The organism is Limnobacter alexandrii, from assembly GCF_005871185.1.
Classification (GTDB): domain Bacteria; phylum Pseudomonadota; class Gammaproteobacteria; order Burkholderiales; family Burkholderiaceae_B; genus Limnobacter; species Limnobacter alexandrii.
Genome location: NZ_SWKN01000012.1, coordinates 97,309 through 117,558, shown reverse-complemented (window position 1 = coordinate 117,558; position 20,250 = coordinate 97,309). Strand labels below are relative to the sequence as shown.

At 53.5% G+C, this 20,250-nt stretch carries 19 protein-coding genes; 13 read left to right on the top strand and 6 right to left on the bottom strand.

The window, feature by feature from the left end:
- The first annotated feature begins 77 nt into the window (after nt 1-77).
- The 10 genes from uvrB (at nt 78) to iscX (ending at nt 8,352) form a co-directional block, all read left to right on the top strand.
- A complete protein-coding gene (uvrB, locus tag FCS97_RS15630; RefSeq protein ID WP_138519369.1) occupies nt 78-2,141 on the top strand; it encodes an excinuclease ABC subunit UvrB in 2,064 nt (687 codons plus the stop codon).
- A 46-nt stretch (nt 2,142-2,187) separates the two neighbouring features.
- Nucleotides 2,188-2,679 (top strand): low molecular weight protein-tyrosine-phosphatase, encoded by a 492-nt coding sequence (locus tag FCS97_RS15625; RefSeq protein ID WP_008251920.1) that lies wholly within the window; start codon nt 2,188-2,190, stop codon nt 2,677-2,679.
- 175 nt (nt 2,680-2,854) lie between these two features.
- Nucleotides 2,855-3,337 (top strand): Fe-S cluster assembly transcriptional regulator IscR, encoded by a 483-nt coding sequence (gene iscR, locus FCS97_RS15620; protein ID WP_138519368.1) that lies wholly within the window; start codon nt 2,855-2,857, stop codon nt 3,335-3,337.
- A 27-nt stretch (nt 3,338-3,364) separates the two neighbouring features.
- Complete coding sequence (locus FCS97_RS15615) at nt 3,365-4,576, top strand: IscS subfamily cysteine desulfurase (protein ID WP_138519367.1); 1,212 nt, start codon at nt 3,365-3,367, stop codon at nt 4,574-4,576.
- Nucleotides 4,577-4,603: 27 nt separating this feature from the next.
- Nucleotides 4,604-4,984, top strand: coding sequence for a Fe-S cluster assembly scaffold IscU (iscU, locus tag FCS97_RS15610; RefSeq protein WP_138519366.1), 381 nt, complete (start codon nt 4,604-4,606; stop codon nt 4,982-4,984).
- A gap of 34 nt (nt 4,985-5,018) precedes the next feature.
- The gene (iscA, locus tag FCS97_RS15605) at nt 5,019-5,342 is read left to right on the top strand and encodes an iron-sulfur cluster assembly protein IscA (protein WP_138519365.1); all 324 of its coding nucleotides are present in this window, start codon (nt 5,019-5,021) and stop codon (nt 5,340-5,342) included.
- On the top strand, nt 5,342-5,887 hold the full coding sequence (gene hscB, locus FCS97_RS15600) for a Fe-S protein assembly co-chaperone HscB (RefSeq protein ID WP_138519364.1): 546 nt from the start codon (nt 5,342-5,344) through the stop codon (nt 5,885-5,887). Before iscA ends, hscB begins: the two co-directional genes overlap by 1 nt.
- The gene (hscA, locus tag FCS97_RS15595) at nt 5,887-7,770 is read left to right on the top strand and encodes a Fe-S protein assembly chaperone HscA (RefSeq protein WP_138519363.1); all 1,884 of its coding nucleotides are present in this window, start codon (nt 5,887-5,889) and stop codon (nt 7,768-7,770) included. Before hscB ends, hscA begins: the two co-directional genes overlap by 1 nt.
- Before the next feature lie 32 nt (nt 7,771-7,802).
- Nucleotides 7,803-8,141, top strand: coding sequence for an ISC system 2Fe-2S type ferredoxin (fdx, locus tag FCS97_RS15590; protein WP_138519362.1), 339 nt, complete (start codon nt 7,803-7,805; stop codon nt 8,139-8,141).
- 16 nt (nt 8,142-8,157) lie between these two features.
- Nucleotides 8,158-8,352 carry a Fe-S cluster assembly protein IscX gene (gene iscX / locus FCS97_RS15585; protein WP_138519361.1) on the top strand — a complete coding sequence of 65 codons (195 nt, stop codon included), beginning with the start codon at nt 8,158-8,160 and terminating at the stop codon, nt 8,350-8,352.
- Here iscX and FCS97_RS15580 read toward each other — a convergent pair whose 3' ends face one another.
- The 5 genes from FCS97_RS15580 to FCS97_RS15560 all read right to left on the bottom strand — a co-directional run bounded on the left by FCS97_RS15580 (nt 8,353) and on the right by FCS97_RS15560 (nt 12,677).
- Nucleotides 8,353-9,894, bottom strand: coding sequence for a phospholipase D family protein (locus FCS97_RS15580; protein ID WP_138519360.1), 1,542 nt, complete (start codon nt 9,892-9,894; stop codon nt 8,353-8,355). It lies immediately after the preceding gene.
- A 62-nt stretch (nt 9,895-9,956) separates the two neighbouring features.
- Nucleotides 9,957-10,760: a class D beta-lactamase gene (blaOXA, locus tag FCS97_RS15575; RefSeq protein ID WP_212746502.1), complete on the bottom strand. Its 804-nt coding sequence runs from the start codon at nt 10,758-10,760 to the stop codon at nt 9,957-9,959.
- A gap of 15 nt (nt 10,761-10,775) precedes the next feature.
- On the bottom strand, nt 10,776-11,171 hold the full coding sequence (locus FCS97_RS15570; protein ID WP_138519359.1) for a hypothetical protein: 396 nt from the start codon (nt 11,169-11,171) through the stop codon (nt 10,776-10,778).
- 56 nt (nt 11,172-11,227) lie between these two features.
- Complete coding sequence (yghU, locus tag FCS97_RS15565; protein ID WP_138519358.1) at nt 11,228-12,079, bottom strand: glutathione-dependent disulfide-bond oxidoreductase; 852 nt, start codon at nt 12,077-12,079, stop codon at nt 11,228-11,230.
- A gap of 52 nt (nt 12,080-12,131) precedes the next feature.
- Entirely contained in the window at nt 12,132-12,677 is a 546-nt protein-coding gene (locus tag FCS97_RS15560) for a pyridoxamine 5'-phosphate oxidase family protein (protein ID WP_171035343.1), read from the bottom strand.
- A gap of 59 nt (nt 12,678-12,736) precedes the next feature.
- Between FCS97_RS15560 and FCS97_RS15555 the strand changes: the two genes are divergently transcribed.
- The 3 genes from FCS97_RS15555 to FCS97_RS15545 are packed head-to-tail and all read left to right on the top strand — an operon-like array spanning nt 12,737 to nt 19,548.
- On the top strand, nt 12,737-16,021 hold the full coding sequence (locus tag FCS97_RS15555; protein WP_138519356.1) for a transglutaminase family protein: 3,285 nt from the start codon (nt 12,737-12,739) through the stop codon (nt 16,019-16,021).
- Between the two features lie 40 nt (nt 16,022-16,061).
- The gene (locus tag FCS97_RS15550; RefSeq protein WP_171035342.1) at nt 16,062-18,626 is read left to right on the top strand and encodes a circularly permuted type 2 ATP-grasp protein; all 2,565 of its coding nucleotides are present in this window, start codon (nt 16,062-16,064) and stop codon (nt 18,624-18,626) included.
- Nucleotides 18,627-18,630: 4 nt separating this feature from the next.
- Entirely contained in the window at nt 18,631-19,548 is a 918-nt protein-coding gene (locus FCS97_RS15545; protein WP_138519354.1) for a transglutaminase family protein, read from the top strand.
- A gap of 307 nt (nt 19,549-19,855) precedes the next feature.
- On the opposite strand, the gene FCS97_RS15540 is transcribed toward FCS97_RS15545, so the two are convergent.
- Nucleotides 19,856-20,191: a hypothetical protein gene (locus tag FCS97_RS15540; protein ID WP_171035341.1), complete on the bottom strand. Its 336-nt coding sequence runs from the start codon at nt 20,189-20,191 to the stop codon at nt 19,856-19,858.
- Nucleotides 20,192-20,250: the final 59 nt, after the last annotated feature.

Below are 20,250 nucleotides of genomic sequence, written 5' to 3'. Positions count from 1 at the left end.
GTTCAACCCGTTGGGTTAATCATTGGCTAAAACCTGTGCGCTTTGTGGTTGCCTCGCATCAAGACTTGCAGTTTAACATGGCCCCTGGATTTATCAGTTACCCCAACAGTCCGTTCGAACTTTACCAGCCCTATTCACCGGCTGGTGATCAACCGACCGCGATCGAAAAACTGGTTGAAGGCGTGAACGACGGCGAAGTGTTTCAAACCCTGCTGGGCGTGACCGGTTCGGGCAAAACCTTCACCATGGCCAATGTAATTGCTCAAACAGGTCGCCCTGCCCTTGTGCTGGCCCCGAACAAAACCCTGGCTGCCCAGTTGTATGCCGAAATGCGCGAATTCTTCCCGAAAAACGCGGTTGAATACTTCGTGAGCTATTACGACTACTACCAGCCAGAAGCCTACGTGCCCAGCCGCGACCTGTTCATTGAGAAAGACAGCTCAATCAACGAACACATCGAGCAAATGCGCCTTTCAGCCACCAAAAGCCTGCTGGAGCGCCGCGACACTATTATTGTAGGAACGGTCAGCTGTATTTACGGTATTGGCGACCCGTCCGATTACCACGCCATGATTTTGAGCATTCGCCATGGCGACAAGCTCAGCCAGCGCGACATCCTGAAGCGCCTCATCGCAATGCAGTACAAGCGCAACGACCTGGATTTCACGCGGGGTACCTTCCGTGTGCGTGGCGACACTATTGACGTGTACCCCGCCGAACATTCTGAGCTGGCAGTGCGTATCGATCTGTTTGATGACGAAATCGACGGCATTCAGCTGTTCGACCCGCTGACCGGCAAAATTCGCCAAAAGCTGCCCCGTTTCACGATTTACCCCAGCAGCCACTATGTAACACCCCGCGCCACGGTGCTACGTGCCATTGAAACCATCAAGGCAGAACTGCGCGAACAGCTTGATTTCTTTGTAAAAACCGGAAAACTGGTGGAGGCCCAGCGCCTTGAACAGCGCACCCGCTTTGACCTTGAAATGCTGGCCGAACTCGGTTTTTGCAAAGGCATCGAGAACTACAGCCGCCACATGTCAGGCGCAGCACCGGGCGAGCCGCCCCCCACGCTGATTGATTACTTGCCCAAAGACGGCTTGATGATCATTGATGAAAGCCACGTCACCATTGGCCAACTGGGCGGAATGTACCGTGGAGACAGGTCCCGCAAGGAAACTTTGGTTAACTTCGGCTTTCGTCTGCCATCTGCCATGGACAATCGCCCCTTGCGTTTCGAGGAATTCGAGTCCAAAATGCGGCAAACAGTGTTTGTTTCAGCCACGCCCTCGAATTACGAGAAAGAGCATTCTGGCCAAGTGGTTGAACAAGTGGTGCGCCCCACAGGGCTGATTGACCCTGTGATTGAGGTGCGCCCTGCCACCACCCAGGTCGATGACCTGCTCAGCGAGATTCACGAACGAACTCGCGCTGGCGATCGAGTATTGGTCACAACGTTGACCAAGCGCATGGCCGAAGACCTCACTGACTACCTCAGCGACAATGGCGTGCGCGTGCGCTATTTGCACTCTGACATCGACACCGTTGAGCGCGTTGAAATTATCCGCGACCTGCGTTTGGGCGAATTTGACGTACTGGTTGGAATTAATTTATTGCGCGAGGGCTTGGATATTCCGGAAGTGTCCCTAGTTGCAATACTGGATGCCGACAAAGAAGGCTTTTTGCGCAGTGAACGCAGTTTGATTCAAACCATTGGCCGCGCCGCCCGCAATTTGAACGGCAAAGCTATTTTGTATGCAGACCGGGTGACCGACTCCATGAAACTGGCCATCGGCGAAACCGAAAGGCGTCGGAACAAGCAAATTGAATTCAACACGGAGAACGGCATTACCCCACGGGGCGTGAGCAAGCAGGTCAAGGAACTTATTGACGGCGTGTTCGATCCAAACGCTTCCAAGCAACGCAAGGCTGACAAAGCCATGGAAGTTGCTCCCTTGGGCGAAAAGCAGTTGGCAAAAGAAATTAAACGGCTTGAAAAACTTATGCTGGAACACGCGAAGAACCTGGAGTTTGAGAAAGCCGCCCAGGCCCGCGACCAGTTGGGTTTGTTGAAAGAACAGTTGTTTGGCAGCAAAGGCGATTCAAACGTGACCTCGCTGGATGCCAAGCGCAGCGCTTGAGTTTAAGAGTTTTACTTTAATGGGTTCAGGACAATAGGAAGCCAATATGAAAAGCAAAGTTTTGTTTGTGTGCATGGGAAACATCTGCCGCTCACCAACAGCGGAAGGCGTTTTCAGGCAGATGGTAAGCGAAGCGGGTCTTGACCATGAAATTTCTGTTGAGTCAGCTGGCACGCATGCCTACCATTTGGACAAAACGCCCGACCCCCGCGCGGTGGCTGCTGCCGCCAAACGTGGCTACGACATTTCCAGCCTGATTTCACGCCAGGTCACCGCCGACGATTTCCGCGACAGCGACATGATTTTGGCCATGGATTGGGACAACATGAGCCTGCTGCAACAGCAGTGCCCACGCCAGTATGCGCACAAAATTCAATTGATGATGCGCTACGCCACTGAACACGACGAAGCCACCGTGCCCGACCCCTACTACGGCGGCCCCGACGGCTTTGACACGGTATTGAACTACATTGAAGACAGCTGCACAGGCTTGTTGGAAGTGTTGCGCAAGCGTGTGTTTCAGTTCGCAGCAGCGTAATTGCACAACGCCCGTGTTAAAGCGGGCAAATCATTAAAAACCGCTGGCTCAGGCTGGCGGTTTTTTCTTTTGGAGATCAAGGTTTCCCCTAGCCATTCAAACCTGCCGAATACTTGAGTAAAACAGTCAACTTTGCTATACTTGACCAAAATAGTAGGAATTAAAAAGGATTGCCATGCGATTGACCACGAAAGGCAGATTTGCCGTCACAGCCATGATTGATCTTGCCTTGCAGCAAGACACAGGGCCGGTGTCACTCGCCGGCATCAGCCAGCGCCAGAACATTTCTTTGTCGTACTTGGAGCAGTTGTTCTCCAAGTTGCGCCGTCATGAACTGGTTGAAAGTGTTCGCGGCCCCGGCGGCGGTTATCATATTGCCCGCGCCCTGAAAGAAGTGAGCGTGGCTGACGTCATTTTGGCTGTTGATGAACCACTAGACGCCACGCAGTGCGGTGGAAAAGAAAACTGCACCGATGAAGGCCAGTGCATGACGCACGACCTGTGGAGCAGCCTGAACACCAAAATGCTTGAGTACCTGGGTTCGGTCAGCCTGCAATGCCTGGTTGAAAAACACAAACAAAAAAACGCGGAACGAACTGTTCAGTTTCGTGAAAGGCCAGCAGCATCCAATGCCGCAGCCGTACAGCACACACATTAAACAGCAGTTGATTGGAGCACACACACTATGAAGATGCCGATTTACCTCGATTACAGCGCCACCACACCTGTGGACCCGCGTGTAGCCGACGCCATGATCCCTTTCCTGCGTGAAAGCTTTGGCAACCCGGCATCCCGCAGCCATGCCTATGGCTGGACTGCCGAGGAAGCAGTTGAAAAAGCCCGTGAAGATGTCGCCGCATTGGTTAATGCCGACCCTCGCGAGATTGTCTGGACCTCTGGCGCAACCGAATCGAACAATCTGGCCATCAAAGGCGCAGCCATGTTCTACGGTGAAACCAAGGGCAAGCACATCATTACGCTAAAAACAGAGCACAAAGCTGTGCTGGACACCTTCCGCGACCTGGAGCGTCATGGCTTTGAAGCCACCTACCTGGACGTTCAGGAAGACGGACTGATCAGCCTGGACGCGCTGAAAGCAGCCATTCGCCCTGACACAGTGCTTGTTTCAATCATGTATGTGAACAATGAAATCGGCGTGATTCAAGACATTCCAGCCATTGGTGAATTGTGCCGCGAGAAAGGCATTATTTTCCATGTCGACGCAGCGCAAGCCACGGGCAAGGTTGAAATTGACCTGCAAAAGCTGAAAGTGGACTTGATGAGCTTTTCTGCCCACAAAACCTATGGCCCCAAGGGTATTGGTGCTTTGTATGTACGCCGCAAGCCCCGCATTCGCATTGATGCGCAGATGCACGGTGGCGGCCATGAGCGCGGCATGCGTTCGGGCACATTGGCTACTCATCAAATTGTGGGCATGGGTGAGGCGTTCCGCATTGCCAAAGAAGAAATGGCCAGCGAATTGCCCCGCATGAAAGCCCTGCGTGATCGCTTGCTGAACGGCTTGAAAGCCATCGACGAAATTTACGTGAACGGCAACCTTGAACAGCGTGTAGCACACAACCTTAACGTGAGCTTCAACTTTGTGGAAGGCGAATCGTTGATCATGGCGGTGAAAGACATTGCGGTGTCTTCCGGCTCTGCCTGTACATCAGCCTCGCTTGAGCCTTCTTATGTGTTGCGCGCCTTGGGTCGCAGCGACGAATTGGCGCACAGCTCCATTCGTTTCTCGATTGGCCGTTTCACGACCGAAGCCGATGTTGATTTCACCATCGAATTGATGAAAGCCAAAGTGGCGAAGTTGCGCGAATTGTCGCCCCTTTGGGAAATGCACCTGGACGGCGTTGATTTAAGCACCGTTCAATGGGCTGAGCACTGAAATATTTAAAGATTGAGGAGAAGTACCATGGCATACAGCGAAAAAGTTTTAGACCACTATGAAAACCCCCGCAACGTAGGTTCGTTCGAAAAGGGCGACGACGAAGTGGGCACTGGCATGGTGGGTGCACCTGCTTGCGGCGACGTGATGAAGCTGCAAATCAAGGTGGGCGCCGACGGCTTGATTACCGATGCAAAGTTCAAAACTTATGGCTGCGGTTCAGCCATTGCATCGTCTTCACTGGTCACCGAGTGGGTCAAGGGCAAAACCCTGGACCAGGCTTTGGAAATCAAGAACACCGCGATTGCTGAAGAACTGGCCTTGCCACCTGTGAAAATTCACTGCTCTATTTTGGCTGAAGACGCCATCAAGGCCGCAGTGGAAGATTACAAAAAGAAGCACGCCTGATTGTTGAAAAGTTGTTGAAAAGGAATTGAACACCATGGCGATTACATTGACAGAACGCGCCGCCGATCATATTAGCAAGTTCCTGACCAAACGTGGCAAGGGACTTGGCTTGCGCATTGGTGTGCGCACAACCGGGTGTTCCGGCATGGCTTACAAGCTCGAGTTTGTCGACGTTGTGGCCGACGAGGACAATGTATTCGAAGCCCATGGTGTAAAGCTGTTTGTTGACCCGAAAAGCATGCCTTATCTGGAAGGAATCGAGCTTGATTTCGCACGGGAAGGCCTGAATGAGGGTTTCAAATTCAACAACCCCAATGAAAAGGCGCGCTGCGGCTGTGGTGAAAGCTTCACAGTGTAATGGCTGATTTGGCAATTAAGTTAAGCGACAGCGATTTTGAAATTTTTGGGTTGCCCTGCCAGTTTGAACTGGACAGCGTAGCCCTTTCTGCTTCCTACTTGCGTCTTCAAAGCCAAACCCACCCTGACCGTTTTGCAAATTCCAGCGCGCAGGAGAAACGCTTGGCCGTGCAATGGGCCACGCGGGTTAACGAGGCCTACAAGCGCCTTCAAAACCCTTTGGAACGCGCCATTTACTGGTGCGAACTGAACGGCGAAAACCCGCGTGGGCAACAAAGCAACTTGCCCCCTGCCCTGCTACTGCAGCAAATGGAATGGCGAGAAGCATTGGAAGAAATCGAAGGTGCAAAGGGCATTGAGGCGCTTGAAAACTTGCTCGACGAAGTAAGCGCTGAGAAGAAGCGTTGCCTTGCACTGATTGCACAACAAATTGACGGCGAGAAAAACGCGCAGGCGGCCAATGCCACCGCACAGGCCTTGCTGTTTATCGACAAATTCATGATTGAGTTGACCAAGAAATTGGAGCAACTGGAGGACGCCAGCTAATGGCTTTGTTACAAATTGCCGAACCCGGCATGTCGACCGCACCCCACGAGCACAGGCTGGCTGTGGGTATCGACCTGGGCACCACGCATTCGCTGGTGGCCAGCGTGCGAAGCGGCAGTGCCGAGTGTTTGCCCGACTCTTCCGGCCGCGTGATTTTGCCCAGCGTGGTTCGCTATGGCGAAACCGGTGTGAAAAACATGGGTGAAGATGCTTTGGCCTGTGCCGACACCGACCCGTTCAACACCGTGTTTTCTGTGAAACGCTTGATGGGCCGTGGTTTTAAGGATGTACAAGGCTTGAACCTGCCCTACCGTGTGAAAGACTCGGGCGGCATGGTGGAAATTCAAACCGATTACGGCACCAAAAGCCCGGTTGAAGTGTCTGCCGATATTCTGCGCAATTTGCGCAAACGCGCTGAAGCCACTTTGGGCGGTGAATTGGTGGGTGCTGTTATCACAGTGCCTGCGTATTTTGATGACGCTCAACGACAAGCCACCAAGGATGCAGCCCAACTGGCTGGCCTGAATGTGCTTCGACTGATCAACGAACCCACCGCCGCCGCTGTGGCTTATGGCCTTGACCAAAAAGCGCAAGGGCAGTTTGTGGTGTTCGACCTGGGTGGCGGCACATTTGATGTGTCCATTTTGCGTTTGCAGGGTGGTGTGTTCGAGGTACTGGCCACAGGCGGAGATTCCGCTTTGGGTGGCGACGATTTCGACCGCGCGATGGCCGACCACTTTATTGCCACACATGGCTTTGAAGAACTGAACCCGCAACAGCGCTCGCGTTTGGTGATGGCCTGCCGCCGCGTGAAAGAACAAATTTCGCATGAACACACAGCCTTCCTGAGCGTTGAATTCAAAAGCGGTGAAACCATCGCCGAAACTGTGACCGCAGAGCAATTCGAGGCCATTGTGGAGCCTTTGGTGAAACGCACCATTCAAGCGGCCCGCAAAACTTTGCGCGACGCAGGTTTGAGTACCGATGAAATTGACGGCGTGGTCATGGTGGGCGGTTCTACCCGCATGCCCGTCATTCGCAAAGCCGTAAAAGCCTTTTTTGGCAAAGACCCACTGGTGAATTTGAATCCCGACGAAGTGGTTGCCATTGGTGCGGCCATTCAAGCCGACACATTGGCAGGCAACCGCAGCGACGACGAACTACTATTGCTTGATGTGATCCCGCTGAGCCTTGGCCTTGAAACCATGGGGGGATTGACAGAGCGCGTGATCAATCGCAACAGCACGATACCTGTAGCGCGTGCACAGGAATTCACCACGTTCAAGGACGGGCAAACCGCCATGGCCATTCACGTGGTGCAAGGTGAACGCGAACTGGTTTCAGAAAACCGTTCACTGGCGCGGTTCGAGCTGCGCGGCATTCCACCCATGGTGGCTGGTGCTGCGCGCATTCGGGTTACTTTCCAGGTGGATGCGGATGGTTTGCTGGCCGTGAACGCCATGGAAACAGGTTCTGGCGTGTCTGCGAATATCACCGTGAAGCCCTCCTACGGCCTGGACGACGATCAAATTGCAGGCATGTTAAAAAACAGCTTTGAATTTGCAGAAGCTGACATGAATGCCCGCCAATTGCGCGAGCAACAAGTGGAAGCCATGCGCCTTGTGGAATCGGTTGAAGCAGCCATTGGCAAAGACGGTGAACTGCTCGACACCAGCGAACTTGAAACGATTAACGCCAGCCTGACAGCCTTGCGTGAGTTGGCCCAAACCGACGACCTGCGTGCCATTGAAAAAGGCATTGAAGACTTGAGCCACCTGACTGAGGACTTTGCCGCGCGCCGCATGGATGCTGGCATTCGCAAAGCCTTGACCGGCAAAACCATTGACACCGTCAGCGCCACATTGGGTGGTCAGGCCAAATAAACACGAAGCAACGGAACACGAGAGATTAAGCCATGCCAGTTATTAAAATTTTGCCCCATGAAAGTTTGTGCCCGGAAGGCAAAACATTTGAAGTACCCGTGGGCGCCCAGCTTTGCGAAGCCATCCTGAAGAACGACATTGCGCTGGAACATGCTTGCGAGATGAGTTGCGCCTGCACCACTTGCCATGTGGTCATCAAAGAAGGCTTTAATAGCCTGAACGAAAGCGATGACGACGAAGACGACTTGCTGGACATGGCTTGGGGCCTCACACCACAAAGCCGCCTGTCTTGCCAGGTGAAAGTGGCTGACAAAGACCTGGTGGTTGAATTGCCCAAGTACACCATTAACCACGCACGCGAAAATCACTGATCAAGGGAGCTTCAACATGAAATGGACTGACACGCTGGACATTGCGCTTGAATTGATTGACGCCCACCCTGACGTAGATCCGCAATACATTCGTTTCACCGATTTACACAAGTGGGTGTGCGCCCTGCCCGGCTTCGAGGATGATCCCGAAAAGTCCAATGAGAAAATTCTGGAAGCCATCCAGATGACCTGGATTGAAGAGCAGGACTGATTAAAGCAAGTCGTTGATAGGCAGCAGAGAGTAAAAGAACACAACAGCCTTACGCCACACAGTGGCCTTGGGCTCCAGATTGTGAACAATTTCTTTTCCGCTCTGCCGCTCTATCCACACCAACGCGTCGTTTTCATCCAACCGAACTTCATACGCCATCACCGGCAGGGCTTGAAATGCCAAATCAATTTGGGTTGCAAGGCTTTCGCTTTGAATCAAAAAGCCCATTTCAGTGTTTAGGTTCACTGAACGCGGATCGAAATTGAACGAACCAACAAACACGCGCGACGAATCAACTGAAAAAGTTTTGGTGTGCAAGCTTGAGCCCGAGTTGCCCAGCATCAAATTCCGTTTTGTATTGGTCTTTTGTACCCCAGCGCTGCTTTTTAATTCAAACAGTTTCACGCCTGCCTTCAATAACTCCACACGCGTTTTTGCATAACCAGAGTGCACGGCAGCCACATCAGTAGCCTCCAGCGAATTTGTCAGAATTTGCACATTGACACCCGCCTTCGCCAAGCGGGAAAAGAAAGCCACGCCTTTCTCTGTGGGCACAAAATAAGGGGACACAACACTCAAGCTGAACTTCGGTTCAGCAATAAAGTCTCGAAGCTCTGCCACCAAATAATCCTCTCGGCTGGCCTCATCCAGCCCCTTGGCGGGGTCATCGCTGACCATGCGCACCTCGGTCCATTGCAGCTGTAAATTGCCACTTAAAAAGTCTTGTACAAACACAGATTCACGAACCTGCGTTGTGTACACCGCGGCACGTTCTTGCTGCTCTGCTGTCAATTCCTCACTGTCCAGTTTGTCCAGCACAGTAGGTTCGGTGGGCAATAGAATTTTGCTCGACGGGTAAGAAGAATTACTTTGCCAGTACAAATCGAAATCGCGAGACACCGCATCCACCACTGCGCCAACACAGAGCATGTCGAGATCGGTGAACAGTTGCGCATCGGTTGCCCCAAAGTACTCATCACCAATATTTCGCCCACCAGAAATGGTCACCATATTGTCTACTGTGAACGACTTGTTGTGCATTCGGCGGTTTACGCGGGAAAAGTCGGTGATATACCCGAGCCACTTTGGATTACGAATGACAAACGGATTAAACAAACGTACTTCAATATTCGGGTGACGATCCAGTCGATTCAACTGATTGTCCAAACCCGTGATGCCGTTGTCATCAAGCAGCAAACGCACACGCACACCGCGCTGCGCAGCGGCGAATAATTCATTCAATATCAAGGTGCCTGTGGTGTCGTTGTGCCACAAGTAGGATTGAATATCGATGGTTCGTTCTGCCGTGCGTGCCAAGGCAACACGACCGGCGAAAGCTTGCTTTGGGTCTTGAATCGGATAAATGCCAGCTTTGCCACGATTCTGTGCCAAGCGCACAGCCAAGGATTTTCCAAGTTTCGTTTCACTGGCCAGTTGTGGGCTGAGTGCACTCGACTGTGTTCGATCATTCAGTGGCGGCAAGGCACAACCTTGCAGCAGAGTGCCAAGCAAAAAAACGGTGATCAATGCTTTGATTGCCATTTTTCGAGCCCACTGAGAGTTGTAATCAATATACAGCGGTCAGATCAAGCGTGGTCATCTATTTAGCTGGGTGGCAACGCCTTGATGGACTGAAGCACCGCCCGGGTTACTGCTTCCCGCTTTGGCAGGTCGCCGATGCGATTGGGCGTATCGATATTCAAAGCAAAAAACACAGGGCCGGTTGGCCATTCAACGTAACCAACCCACCAGCCAAAGCTGCCCTCCCAACCTGTTTTGCCGCGAAGTATCCAGTCTTTGCCCGCCTCAACAATGATGATGTCTTTCACAAGTCGCTGGTGCTCTACTTTGAAAGGCAAACTGTTCGTGTAAAGCTTTTGTAAAAACTGGATTTGCTCAAAGGCATTGATTCGAATGTTTCCGTCCAGCCAATAACCGTCTTTTCCGCCACTGGGGTCGGCATTGCCATAGTCTGCTTTTTCGAGATAAGTTTTAGCGGCTTGCTCGCCAATTTCCTGGCCGATCCTTTGATACACCCACACCACGGAGCCTCGCATGGACGAGCGCAGGTTGTGATCAGAATTCCAGACATCGAATTCACGCGTTTTCCCATCCCACTTGAACACCTGAAACTCGTCTTTCACCACACCGTGTTCAAGTGCGAACAGGGCATGGGGAATTTTGTAAGTGGAGGCGGGCAAATAGGGCGCGCTGGCGCGTCTTGGGTTGTGTACCTGAAACACCGCACCGGGGGCACGTTGGTCAAGCACCACCAAGGTGCCCTCGGCATTGTGCTGTTCGAAGAAGATTTTCCAGTTTTGACGTTCAACCGCAGCTTGTTGGGATGCACCCTGCACGTTGGTTACAAACATGGAGAATGCCAAAATAACTGCATTGAATAGACGCATTAACCTCTCCGTTGTTTATCGAATTGCGGCGTCCTTTCCGATAATTTGATTGATCTCTGCATCGCTTAACGTTGAAGAATCGCATTTGGCATACCCGGTTCGCTCGGTCACCAAATAACGCACGCCACTGCTGTTTTGCAGGCCAGTGTCTTTCTCGCCTTCCTGGATATTCAACTCATCATAAGCGGCCGATAAACACGCCCGCTCAGCACCGTTTCGCCAGGTAATTCGAGCAGCTTCAATATTGGTCCAGGGCGCATGGTTCGATCGTGCATAAATGTAAAACAGGCCTGGGCCCATTTCCTCTTGTTTATAACCACCGCCCAGCATATTGGTGCCCTTGGACAAATCATGGGTTGACGCACAACCCGCCAAACCAGCTACTACCAATGCAAACGCAAGCTTGTACACAATAAAACCCCACTGCCAATTAAAGAAAGGGCACATTGTGCCCCAGCCAGCCACCCTTAAATGGCTTTGCCATCGAAATCACTGGCACTGTGCCGCTCAAGTACCTGTTCGTTGGGCTCGCCCCATGCGCGGTTCACCATGCGCCCACGGATTACGGCAGGCCGCTTGGCAATTTGCTCGGTCCAACGCAGCACATTGGTGTAAGTGTGCGCCTCCAGAAATTCGGCAGCCTCGTACACTTTGTTGGTCACCAAAGCGCCATACCAGGGCCAAATCGCCATGTCTGCAATGGTGTATTCATTGCCTGAAATGTATTCATGATCGGCCAGTTGGCGATCCAGCACATCCAGCTGTCGTTTCACTTCCATGGCGTAACGGTTGATTGGGTATTCGTACTTCTCTGGAGCGTAGGCATAGAAGTGCCCGAAACCACCACCCAGCATGGGCGCGCTGCCCATTTGCCAAAACAACCATGACAGGGTTTCTGTTCGCTTGGCTGGATCGGTGGGCAAGAATGCCTTGAACTTCTCGGCGAGGTACAACAGGATTGAACCCGATTCAAACACGCGCGTGGGCGGATTGGTGCTGCGATCCAGCAGGGCTGGAATTTTGCTGTTGGGGTTCACTTCGACAAACCCACTGCTGAACTGGTCGCCATTGGAAATATTGATCAACCAGGCGTCGTATTCTGCGCCCGCGTGGCCAAGTGCAAGCAACTCTTCCAGCATCACAGTCACTTTCACGCCATTCGGGGTGGCCAGTGAATACAACTGCAAAGGATGCTCGCCAACAGGCAAATCTTTCTCATGGGTAGCGCCCGCGATGGGGCGATTGATGTTGGCAAATTTGCCACCGCTTTCCTTGTCCCACACCCAAACTTTGGGGGGCGTGTATTTCGTGTCGCTCATCGCTATAACCTCGCTTTACTGACTGCTCAAAAACTCAATACTCAGGATACCTTCAGGGAACCATGTTTTGATGAATCCATTGCCCGGTTTCATCAAGATCGCAGCGAAATCGCACATGGCCCTCGCGCTTCAATTCCAATAACTCGAAATTCAATACTTTCACGTTCAACACCACAAAGTTGGCGCGTGCCATATCGAAGTCATAAACCAGATCACCACCAACAAGCGCATCCCCGGGGGCGCTCAGGGTTGCGTAGTCTTTTCTGGCGTATTCCGGGATTCGATCCCAAAAACCATTCACAATCAATTCACTGGCCTCAGGCTTGGCAATACCACATACTCTGAGTTGGGTATTGCTGCGCGGGTTCCAGAACAACAGGGCAACACGCGAATCGTGGTCCAGATCCTTCATTTTCTGGCTACGGCGATCGGTGTAAAACACAAGTGAGTGTTCCGCAGTATTCACGCCCCGCAAAACAACAGAGCGCGACTGTGGGCCTGTGGCACCTGCGGTGCTGAATGCAGCAATTCGCCATGGGTGCTTTTTGTCCACAGTGGCACGCACCAAAGTTTTCCAGATTTCTTCGGCATGGTTCATGCTTCTCTCCATGCCGTAAACAGGTTTTGTTTGTTCGGCTTCATTTTTGGGATTACAAAGTGTCAATTCACGTTGCTCTGCGCCATATTACACGGTACCGCTACGACCGCTTGATCAACCTTGGCCCTCAAGTGGTGCGTTTGCGCCCCGCCCCGCATTGCCGCACGCGTATTTTGAGTTACAGCATGAAGGTGCTGCCGCAAACCCATTTCATCAACTGGCAACAAGACCCGCAAAGCAATTACATGGGGCGTTTGATATTCCCCGAGCGCACCGAGATGATGGAAATTGCAGTTGATTTGGTGGCTGAAATGTCAGTGCTGAATCCCTTCGATTTTTTCCTCGAAGAAGCCGCCGAGTTTTTTCCCTTCAAATACGATGCCTCGCTGGATCAGGAACTGGCGCCCTACCTGGTGCCATGCCACACAGGCAAGGCCTTCAATGCCTACATGGCCGAGATGAACCTGAGTCGGGTTAAAACCATCGATTTTCTGGTGGCCTTGAATCAAGACCTTGCCGGTCGTATCAAATACCTGATCCGGATGGAACCGGGTGTGCAAACACCCGATGAGACATTGAACAATGGCTCTGGTTCCTGCCGCGACACCGCTTGGCTGATGGTGCAAATATTCCGTCGCTTAGGGCTAGCTGCACGTTTTGCATCTGGCTACCTGATTCAATTGACCAGCGATGTGAAAGCCATTGACGGCCCGGATGGCCCTGAAAAAGATTTCACCGACCTGCATGCCTGGTGCGAGGTGTATTTGCCAGGGGCTGGCTGGATAGGCCTGGACCCCACCTCGGGTTTGCTGGCTGGTGAAGGCCATATACCCTTGGCTTGTACGCCCGAACCCGGCAGTGCAGCACCCATTACCGGCACGCTGGATGAATGTGAAGTTGAGTTTGAGCATGAAATGAGCGTGCAGCGTATTTACGAATCGCCACGCACCAGCAAACCCTACACCGAAGAACAATGGAAAGGCATTGAAGCGCTGGGCTTTGAAGTAGACAAGGCATTGAATGCACTGGACGTGCGCCTGACCATGGGTGGCGAACCCACGTTTGTGGCCAACACCGACCGCGGCGCTGCAGAATGGAATGTGGATGCGCTGGGCCCCACCAAGCGCGATTACGGCATCAAAATGCTGAACAAGCTGGCCAAATACTACGGCAAGGGTGGTTTTTATCATTTTGGGCAAGGCAAATGGTACCCGGGCGAGCAATTGCCCCGCTGGGCCTTGTCGATGTACTGGCTGAAAAGCGGTGAAGCGGTCTGGAAAAACCCGAAACTGCTGAGCCATGAACAAGCGGATGGCAAAGCCAGCAACGCGACAGCCAAACAATTTATGGAGGGGCTTTGCAGCCGTTTGGGCATACATCCGCGCTATGTGATGCCCGGTTTCGAAGACGCCTGGTACTACATGTGGCGCGAGCGCAAATTGCCGGTGAATGTGGACCCATTCGATTCGCGGCTCGACGACCCGCTTGAACGCAAACGCCTGAACAAGGTATTTACTCAAGGGCTGACCGAGGAAGTGGGTTATTGCTTGCCCATTCAATCGGCCAAAGGCCAATGGCGCACCGGGCGATGGTTTCTGCGGGAAGAGCGCATGTACCTGATTCCTGGCGATTCGCCCATGGGCTATCGCCTGCCGCTGGATTCACAACCCTGGGTGGCCAAGAAAGACTTTCCGTACACCATTCCCGCTGACCCGTTTGCGCCTGCTGCACCTTCGCGCGTGGCTCTTCAAAAGACAGGGGCCAAAGCAAGTGCGCCCAGTGTGGCCGATGACACCCCGCCAGTACTGAAAGAATCGGCAAGCCATGTGGTACGCACCGCCATGTGTGTGCAAGTGCGCAACGGGCACTTGTATGTATTCATGCCCCCGCTGGAAGTGCTCGATGATTACCTGGAGCTGGTGGCTAGAATTGAAGACACCGCAGAAGACATGAATCAGCCTGTGGTGCTGGAAGGGTACCCGCCCCCGCGTGACAAACGCCTGACCATGCTGCAGGTGACACCCGACCCCGGCGTGCTGGAAGTGAACGTACAACCCAGCAAAACATGGGGTGAGTTGCTGCACCTGACCACGAATTTGTATGAGGAAGCTCGGTTGATCGGGCTTTCGACCGAGAAATTCATGCTGGATGGCCGGCACAGCGGCACAGGTGGCGGCAACCACTTCGTGATGGGTGGGGAAACACCCGAGAACAGTCCCTTCCTGCGCCGCCCCGATTTGTTGGGCAGTCTGCTGCGTTACTGGCACAACCACCCAGGCTTGTCGTACCTGTTCTCCGGCCTGTTCATTGGCCCCACCAGCCAGGCCCCACGCGTGGACGAGGCACGCAGCGATCAGGTGCATGAACTTGAGCTGGCCTTAACCGAGCTAAACCGGCAAATACAAAAACACGCGGGCAACCCACCGCCGTGGATCATCGACCGCTTGCTGCGAAATATTCTGATTGATTCAACCGGGAACACCCACCGCAGCGAATTTTGTATCGACAAACTGTACAGCCCCGACACCTCGACTGGCCGCTTGGGGCTGCTGGAGTTGCGTGCCTTCGAGATGCCACCCAATGCGCAAATGAGCCTTGCGCAGCAACTGCTGCTGCGCGCCCTGATTGCCAAGTTCTGGAAAACACCCTACACAGCCAGACTGGTGAAATGGGGTACGCGCCTGCACGATCAGTTCATGCTGTCCACTTTCGTGAAAAACGACATTGCCGACGTGGTAGGCGATTTGCAGGCAGCTGGCTTTCCTTTCCAGCTGGACTGGTTTGCACCCCACTTTGCATTCCGTTTCCCGAAAATGGGTGACTTTTCCAGCCGGGGTGTGGAGGTAGAAATATTCAGTGCGCTTGAACCGTGGCATGTGTTGGGCGAGGAAGGCGCGCCCGGTGGCACTGTGCGCTATGTCGATTCTTCACTTGAACGCCTGGAAGTGAAGGTGAACAACTTTGTGGACGAACGCTACACCTTGACCTGCAATGGCGTGAAGGTGCCATTGCACAGCACGGGCACCGAGGGTGAATATGTGGCTGGGGTACGTTACCGGGCCTGGCAACCACCCAATGCCCTGCACCCCACCATTGGCGTGCACACACCCTTGGTGTTCGACCTGATCGACACTTGGAACGGCCGCAGCCTGGGTGGGTGCCAATACCATGTGGCCCACCCGGGCGGGCGCAACTATGACCTATTCCCGGTGAATGCATTCGAGGCCGAGAGTCGACGCTTGACCCGCTTTTTCCGCATGGGCCACACCCAGGGCTCAGTTAGTGTAAAAAGCCCAAGTGGAAGGCCCGAGTTCCCCATCACACTGGACCTAAGATGGTGTTAGGCATTTACAATAAGGCACCAAACTTTAGACAGTGACCGCTTTGAGCGCGAACCCGAACACCACCCTTGCGAATGTCGAAGTGCCCTGGCAACAGAGCATTCTTCAAGGCACCAGTGCTTACTACAGCGAACTGGCGAGCAGTGGTGTGCTTCGCCCGGCATGGGCTGACTTTGTCAACCGCCTGCCCTCCACCGGGCTGAGTGATCACCTCGATGCCAAGCTGAATGCGCTGGCCAAACAAATTCGCGACAACGGCATCACCTACAATGTGTACGCCGACCACGCACAGGGCACCTCACGCCCTTGGTCGCTCGATTTGCTGCCTTTCATCATTGACCAGGCTGACTGGGCCGTGCTGCAAACAGGCATTGCCCAGCGAGCACGCCTGTTGAACGCGATGATGGCCGATGTGTACGGGAAGCGAGAACTGCTTGCCAAAGGATTGTTGCCTGCCGATTTGGTGTACGGTCATTCTGGCTATTTGCCACAAATGCAAGGCACGGAACCACTGAACGGAGTGTGGCTACACATGGTGGCGTTCGATTTGGGCCGCAGCCCAGACGGCAAATGGTGGGTGATTACCCATCGAATGCAGGCACCGTCAGGCCTCGGCTATGCCCTTGAAAACCGCTTGAGCATCTCGCGCAGTTTCACGCGTGGCTTTCGAGAAATGCACATTCAGCATTTGGCCGGTTTTTACCGCGACTACATCGACGGCATACGCAGGCTTTCACCCAAGGGTGACAATGCACGCATTGCACTGCTGACCCCGGGCCCTTACAACGAAACTTACTTTGAGCACACTTACCTGGCTCGCTACCTGGGCATATCCTTGGTTGAAGGCAGCGACCTGACTGTTCGAAATAACAACGTGTTTCTGAAAACCGTGAACGGTCTTGAGCCGATTGATGGCTTGATTCGACGTACCGACGACCAATGGCTAGACCCACTCGAACTGCGCGAAGACTCCCAACTGGGCGTGCCTGGTTTGCTGCAGGCCATTCGCACAGGTGGCGTTGTGATGGCAAACATGCCAGGCGCTGGCTGGCTGGAAAGCCCAGCCATTCATGGCTTTATGCCCGGGCTGGGAAAGCATTACCTACAGGAAGACTTGCTGTTGCCCAGCGTGCCCAGCTGGTGGTGCGGTGAATCGCCCGCCTGGGCGCAAGCCAGCGAAAGGCTGAATAATTTGGTGATCAAATCCACCGGACCCAACCGGCGCGGGCGCACCATGGATTCAATCATGGGCTCGGAGTTGGATGAAATCGAGAAACGAAGCTGGTTGTCGAAGATCAGCCAGCGACCCTCGCAATACACCCTGCAGGAACTGATCCCGCTGTCACGCGTGCCAATTTGGACCGGTGCCGGTGGCATTGAAGAACGTGCCATGATGCTGCGGCTTTTTGCCGTGACTGATGGACAAGGCAATTACACCGTGATGCCCGGGGGGCTGACCCGCGTGGCGGGCGACCAGCACGGCATTGTAAGCATGCAAAAAGGTGGCACCAGCCTAGACACCTGGGTGCGCAGCGGCGAACCCGTTGAACGAACCACCAACCTGAAAGAAAAACTGCAAGCCAAAGATTTGCAGGCGTTGCGCAGGCCAGTGTCTAGCCGGGCTGCGGAGCATTTGTTTTGGCTGGGGCGTTACACCGAGCGCGCCAGTTTTTCATTGCGTTTACTACTGCGAGCCCAGTTGCTGTTGAACGAAGAAGAGTACCTGGACACCACCACCCTGGGCTTGCTGCACGAATTGTGTGGCAAACAAGGCTTGAGTACCGAGTTTGACCCGGCAGAACCACTGACGCAGGATGAACTTGAAGCCAATATTCTCGAAAGGCTTTGGTACAAAACCGGCATAGATGAGCCTGCCGCAGTTGGACTGGCAGGTCAGCTCAATGGACTGGCCAATGTGGCCGGGCAATTGCGCGAACGTTTAAGCAGTGGCCACTGGCGATTGCTGAACGATTGCGCCAAAGTGCTGATCGAACCCGAGTGGGTTCGTTTCCAGCGCAGCTTGCCCACCAATTCGCTTGAACAGGTACAGTTGTATTTGCTGGCCATGCACGGCGAGCAAAGTGACCACATGACCCGCGACAACGGCTGGCGCTTTTTGCAACTGGGCAGGCAGCTTGAACGCTTGTGTGGTGCCTGCGATTGTTTGCTGTCGCTGACCAGCATGCCTGGGCGAGCAGGCGAACACGGGCTTGCTTTGGCCATTGCTTTGGCCGACAGCACCATTACCTATAGATCGCGCTACCAGCATCGCTTTGAGTGGTTGCCTACACTCGACCTGTTGATCTTTGATGAAGATGCGCCCTATGCCATTCGCCGAATTCTGTATAAGCTGAACATTGTGATTGATCGTTTGCCCGGCGACACCAGCCAGATTCGACAACTGTTTGACAGTGTGTACAACAACGGCGACATGCCGGATGGCCTCAGCCTGGAGGGCCTGCAACCTCCCTTCCCGGCTGATACCGGGCGTAAATTGCGCGCCTGGCTGCAAGAATTACTCGACACGGCCTACAAGGTTTCAGACCTTGTGGGTGCCCAATATTTCAGACTGGCAGAGTTGCCCGACCAAGTCATTCAGGGAAGATAAATCAATGCCCTTCTCGGAAAGAAGAAAGGTGACCCATGTCACCGACTACGACTATCAACAACCTGCGGAATGTTCGCAGCAAATTTGTATCTTGCAGCCGCAAGAAGGCGAAGGCATGGAAGCGGGCCCTTTGCGCAAGGGCCAAAAGCTGATTTCGCACACGCTGAAAATTCGCCCCAACCCGTCGACTGTGCAAAGCAACACCGATGCATTTGGCAATGTGGTGCATCACTTCGAGATGAATTACCCCCACGATCATCTTGAAGTTCACAGCGAAAGTGAAGTCGAAGTGAGCAGCTTTTTGCACACTGGCCCGATTGACGATTTGATCAGCCCAAGCTGGAATGAATTGGTGGACCAATTACGCTACCAGTCAGGCCAAGCCATTTCGTATGATTATCAATTCAGGTTTGAATCCAAGCATGTGCCCTTGCTCGATTCACTGCGCGACTATGGCAGTCTCGACTTCTGGCCAGGCCGCCAGGTGGTGCACGCCGGGCAAGCCCTGATGCAGCGTATTTTTCGGGAATTCACCTACCAAAGCGGATCAACCACAATCCACACCACCGTTGAAGAAGTGATGCAAAGCCGCGAAGGTGTTTGCCAGGACTTTGCGCATGTGATGTTGGGCGTACTGCGCTCACTGGGGCTTTCAGCACGCTATGTGAGTGGCTACATGCTGACCGAACCACCGCCCGGGCAACCCAAGCTGCTGGGTGCCGATGCAAGCCATGCCTGGGTTTCGCTGTGGTGCGGCCCTGATGTGGGCTGGGTTGACTTTGACCCCACCAACAACCAGTTGCCGGATACCCGGTATGTGACTGTGGCGGTTGGCCGTGACTATGCGGATGTGCCGCCGATGCGGGGTGTGGTGCACGGAGGTGGGGAACATACCTTGAAGGTGGCGGTGACGGTTTTTTAGAAATCCCCGGTTTCTTGATGGCCACAGCGCACGTTGGATTATTCACCAGTTCGTTTGCTGGCTCCACGCTTGTCGCGTATCCTCCAGCTGCTTTCTTGATGGCCTCCGCTCATGTCGCTTCATCCCGCCTTGGCGGGCTTTTGCCCCTTCTTGATTGCTGGCTCGGTTCATGCGAAACGCAAAAGCGTGTTCGCATCGCTTCCTGCCGGAAGCGCCCCTCGCTGTGCATCAAGCGGGCAGCCCACCTGAACTCGGCGAGATGAATGCAACAAAGCGCGGAGGCCTAAAAATGCCTGTGACAATCCTTTCAAGACGGAATATCCTTGGATGACTGCTTGAACACCTTCGACTGTCCAGACCTATTGACTTCGAAGCCGTATTCACCTTCCGTCATATTGATTCGATACGAAAAGCGGCCGCTCACGCCAGCATCGTTTGTACTCAGTTCATAGAAACACTCATCCGCTTGGGCACAACCTTCCTGAAACAGAAAACGACTGGTCTTCTCGTCAATCCAGTCAGATCTGATTTCTTGTTCAGCCAACTTGATCAAGATGGGTTTCTGCGCCGTGTCGCAAAAATTCTCGACAACAACAGCATTCTGGGATTTGAATATCAACTCGCATGCTGTTTCCGAATGCATAAACAGTTGAGTCGATAGTCGTTGATCAGACTCGGAACACGCAGAAATAATCGGAAAGG

Coding starts and splice junctions, on each gene's coding strand:
- uvrB (WP_138519369.1), top strand. CDS start 78: ATGGCCCCTGGATTTATCAGTTACCCCAACAGTCCGTTCGAACTTTAC.
- FCS97_RS15625 (WP_008251920.1), top strand. CDS start 2,188: ATGAAAAGCAAAGTTTTGTTTGTGTGCATGGGAAACATCTGCCGCTCA.
- iscR (WP_138519368.1), top strand. CDS start 2,855: ATGCGATTGACCACGAAAGGCAGATTTGCCGTCACAGCCATGATTGAT.
- FCS97_RS15615 (WP_138519367.1), top strand. CDS start 3,365: ATGAAGATGCCGATTTACCTCGATTACAGCGCCACCACACCTGTGGAC.
- iscU (WP_138519366.1), top strand. CDS start 4,604: ATGGCATACAGCGAAAAAGTTTTAGACCACTATGAAAACCCCCGCAAC.
- iscA (WP_138519365.1), top strand. CDS start 5,019: ATGGCGATTACATTGACAGAACGCGCCGCCGATCATATTAGCAAGTTC.
- hscB (WP_138519364.1), top strand. CDS start 5,342: ATGGCTGATTTGGCAATTAAGTTAAGCGACAGCGATTTTGAAATTTTT.
- hscA (WP_138519363.1), top strand. CDS start 5,887: ATGGCTTTGTTACAAATTGCCGAACCCGGCATGTCGACCGCACCCCAC.
- fdx (WP_138519362.1), top strand. CDS start 7,803: ATGCCAGTTATTAAAATTTTGCCCCATGAAAGTTTGTGCCCGGAAGGC.
- iscX (WP_138519361.1), top strand. CDS start 8,158: ATGAAATGGACTGACACGCTGGACATTGCGCTTGAATTGATTGACGCC.
- FCS97_RS15580 (WP_138519360.1), bottom strand. CDS start 9,894: ATGGCAATCAAAGCATTGATCACCGTTTTTTTGCTTGGCACTCTGCTG.
- blaOXA (WP_212746502.1), bottom strand. CDS start 10,760: ATGCGTCTATTCAATGCAGTTATTTTGGCATTCTCCATGTTTGTAACC.
- yghU (WP_138519358.1), bottom strand. CDS start 12,079: ATGAGCGACACGAAATACACGCCCCCCAAAGTTTGGGTGTGGGACAAG.
- FCS97_RS15560 (WP_171035343.1), bottom strand. CDS start 12,677: ATGAACCATGCCGAAGAAATCTGGAAAACTTTGGTGCGTGCCACTGTG.
- FCS97_RS15545 (WP_138519354.1), top strand. CDS start 18,631: ATGCCCTTCTCGGAAAGAAGAAAGGTGACCCATGTCACCGACTACGAC.
- FCS97_RS15540 (WP_171035341.1), bottom strand. CDS start 20,191: ATGCATTCGGAAACAGCATGCGAGTTGATATTCAAATCCCAGAATGCT.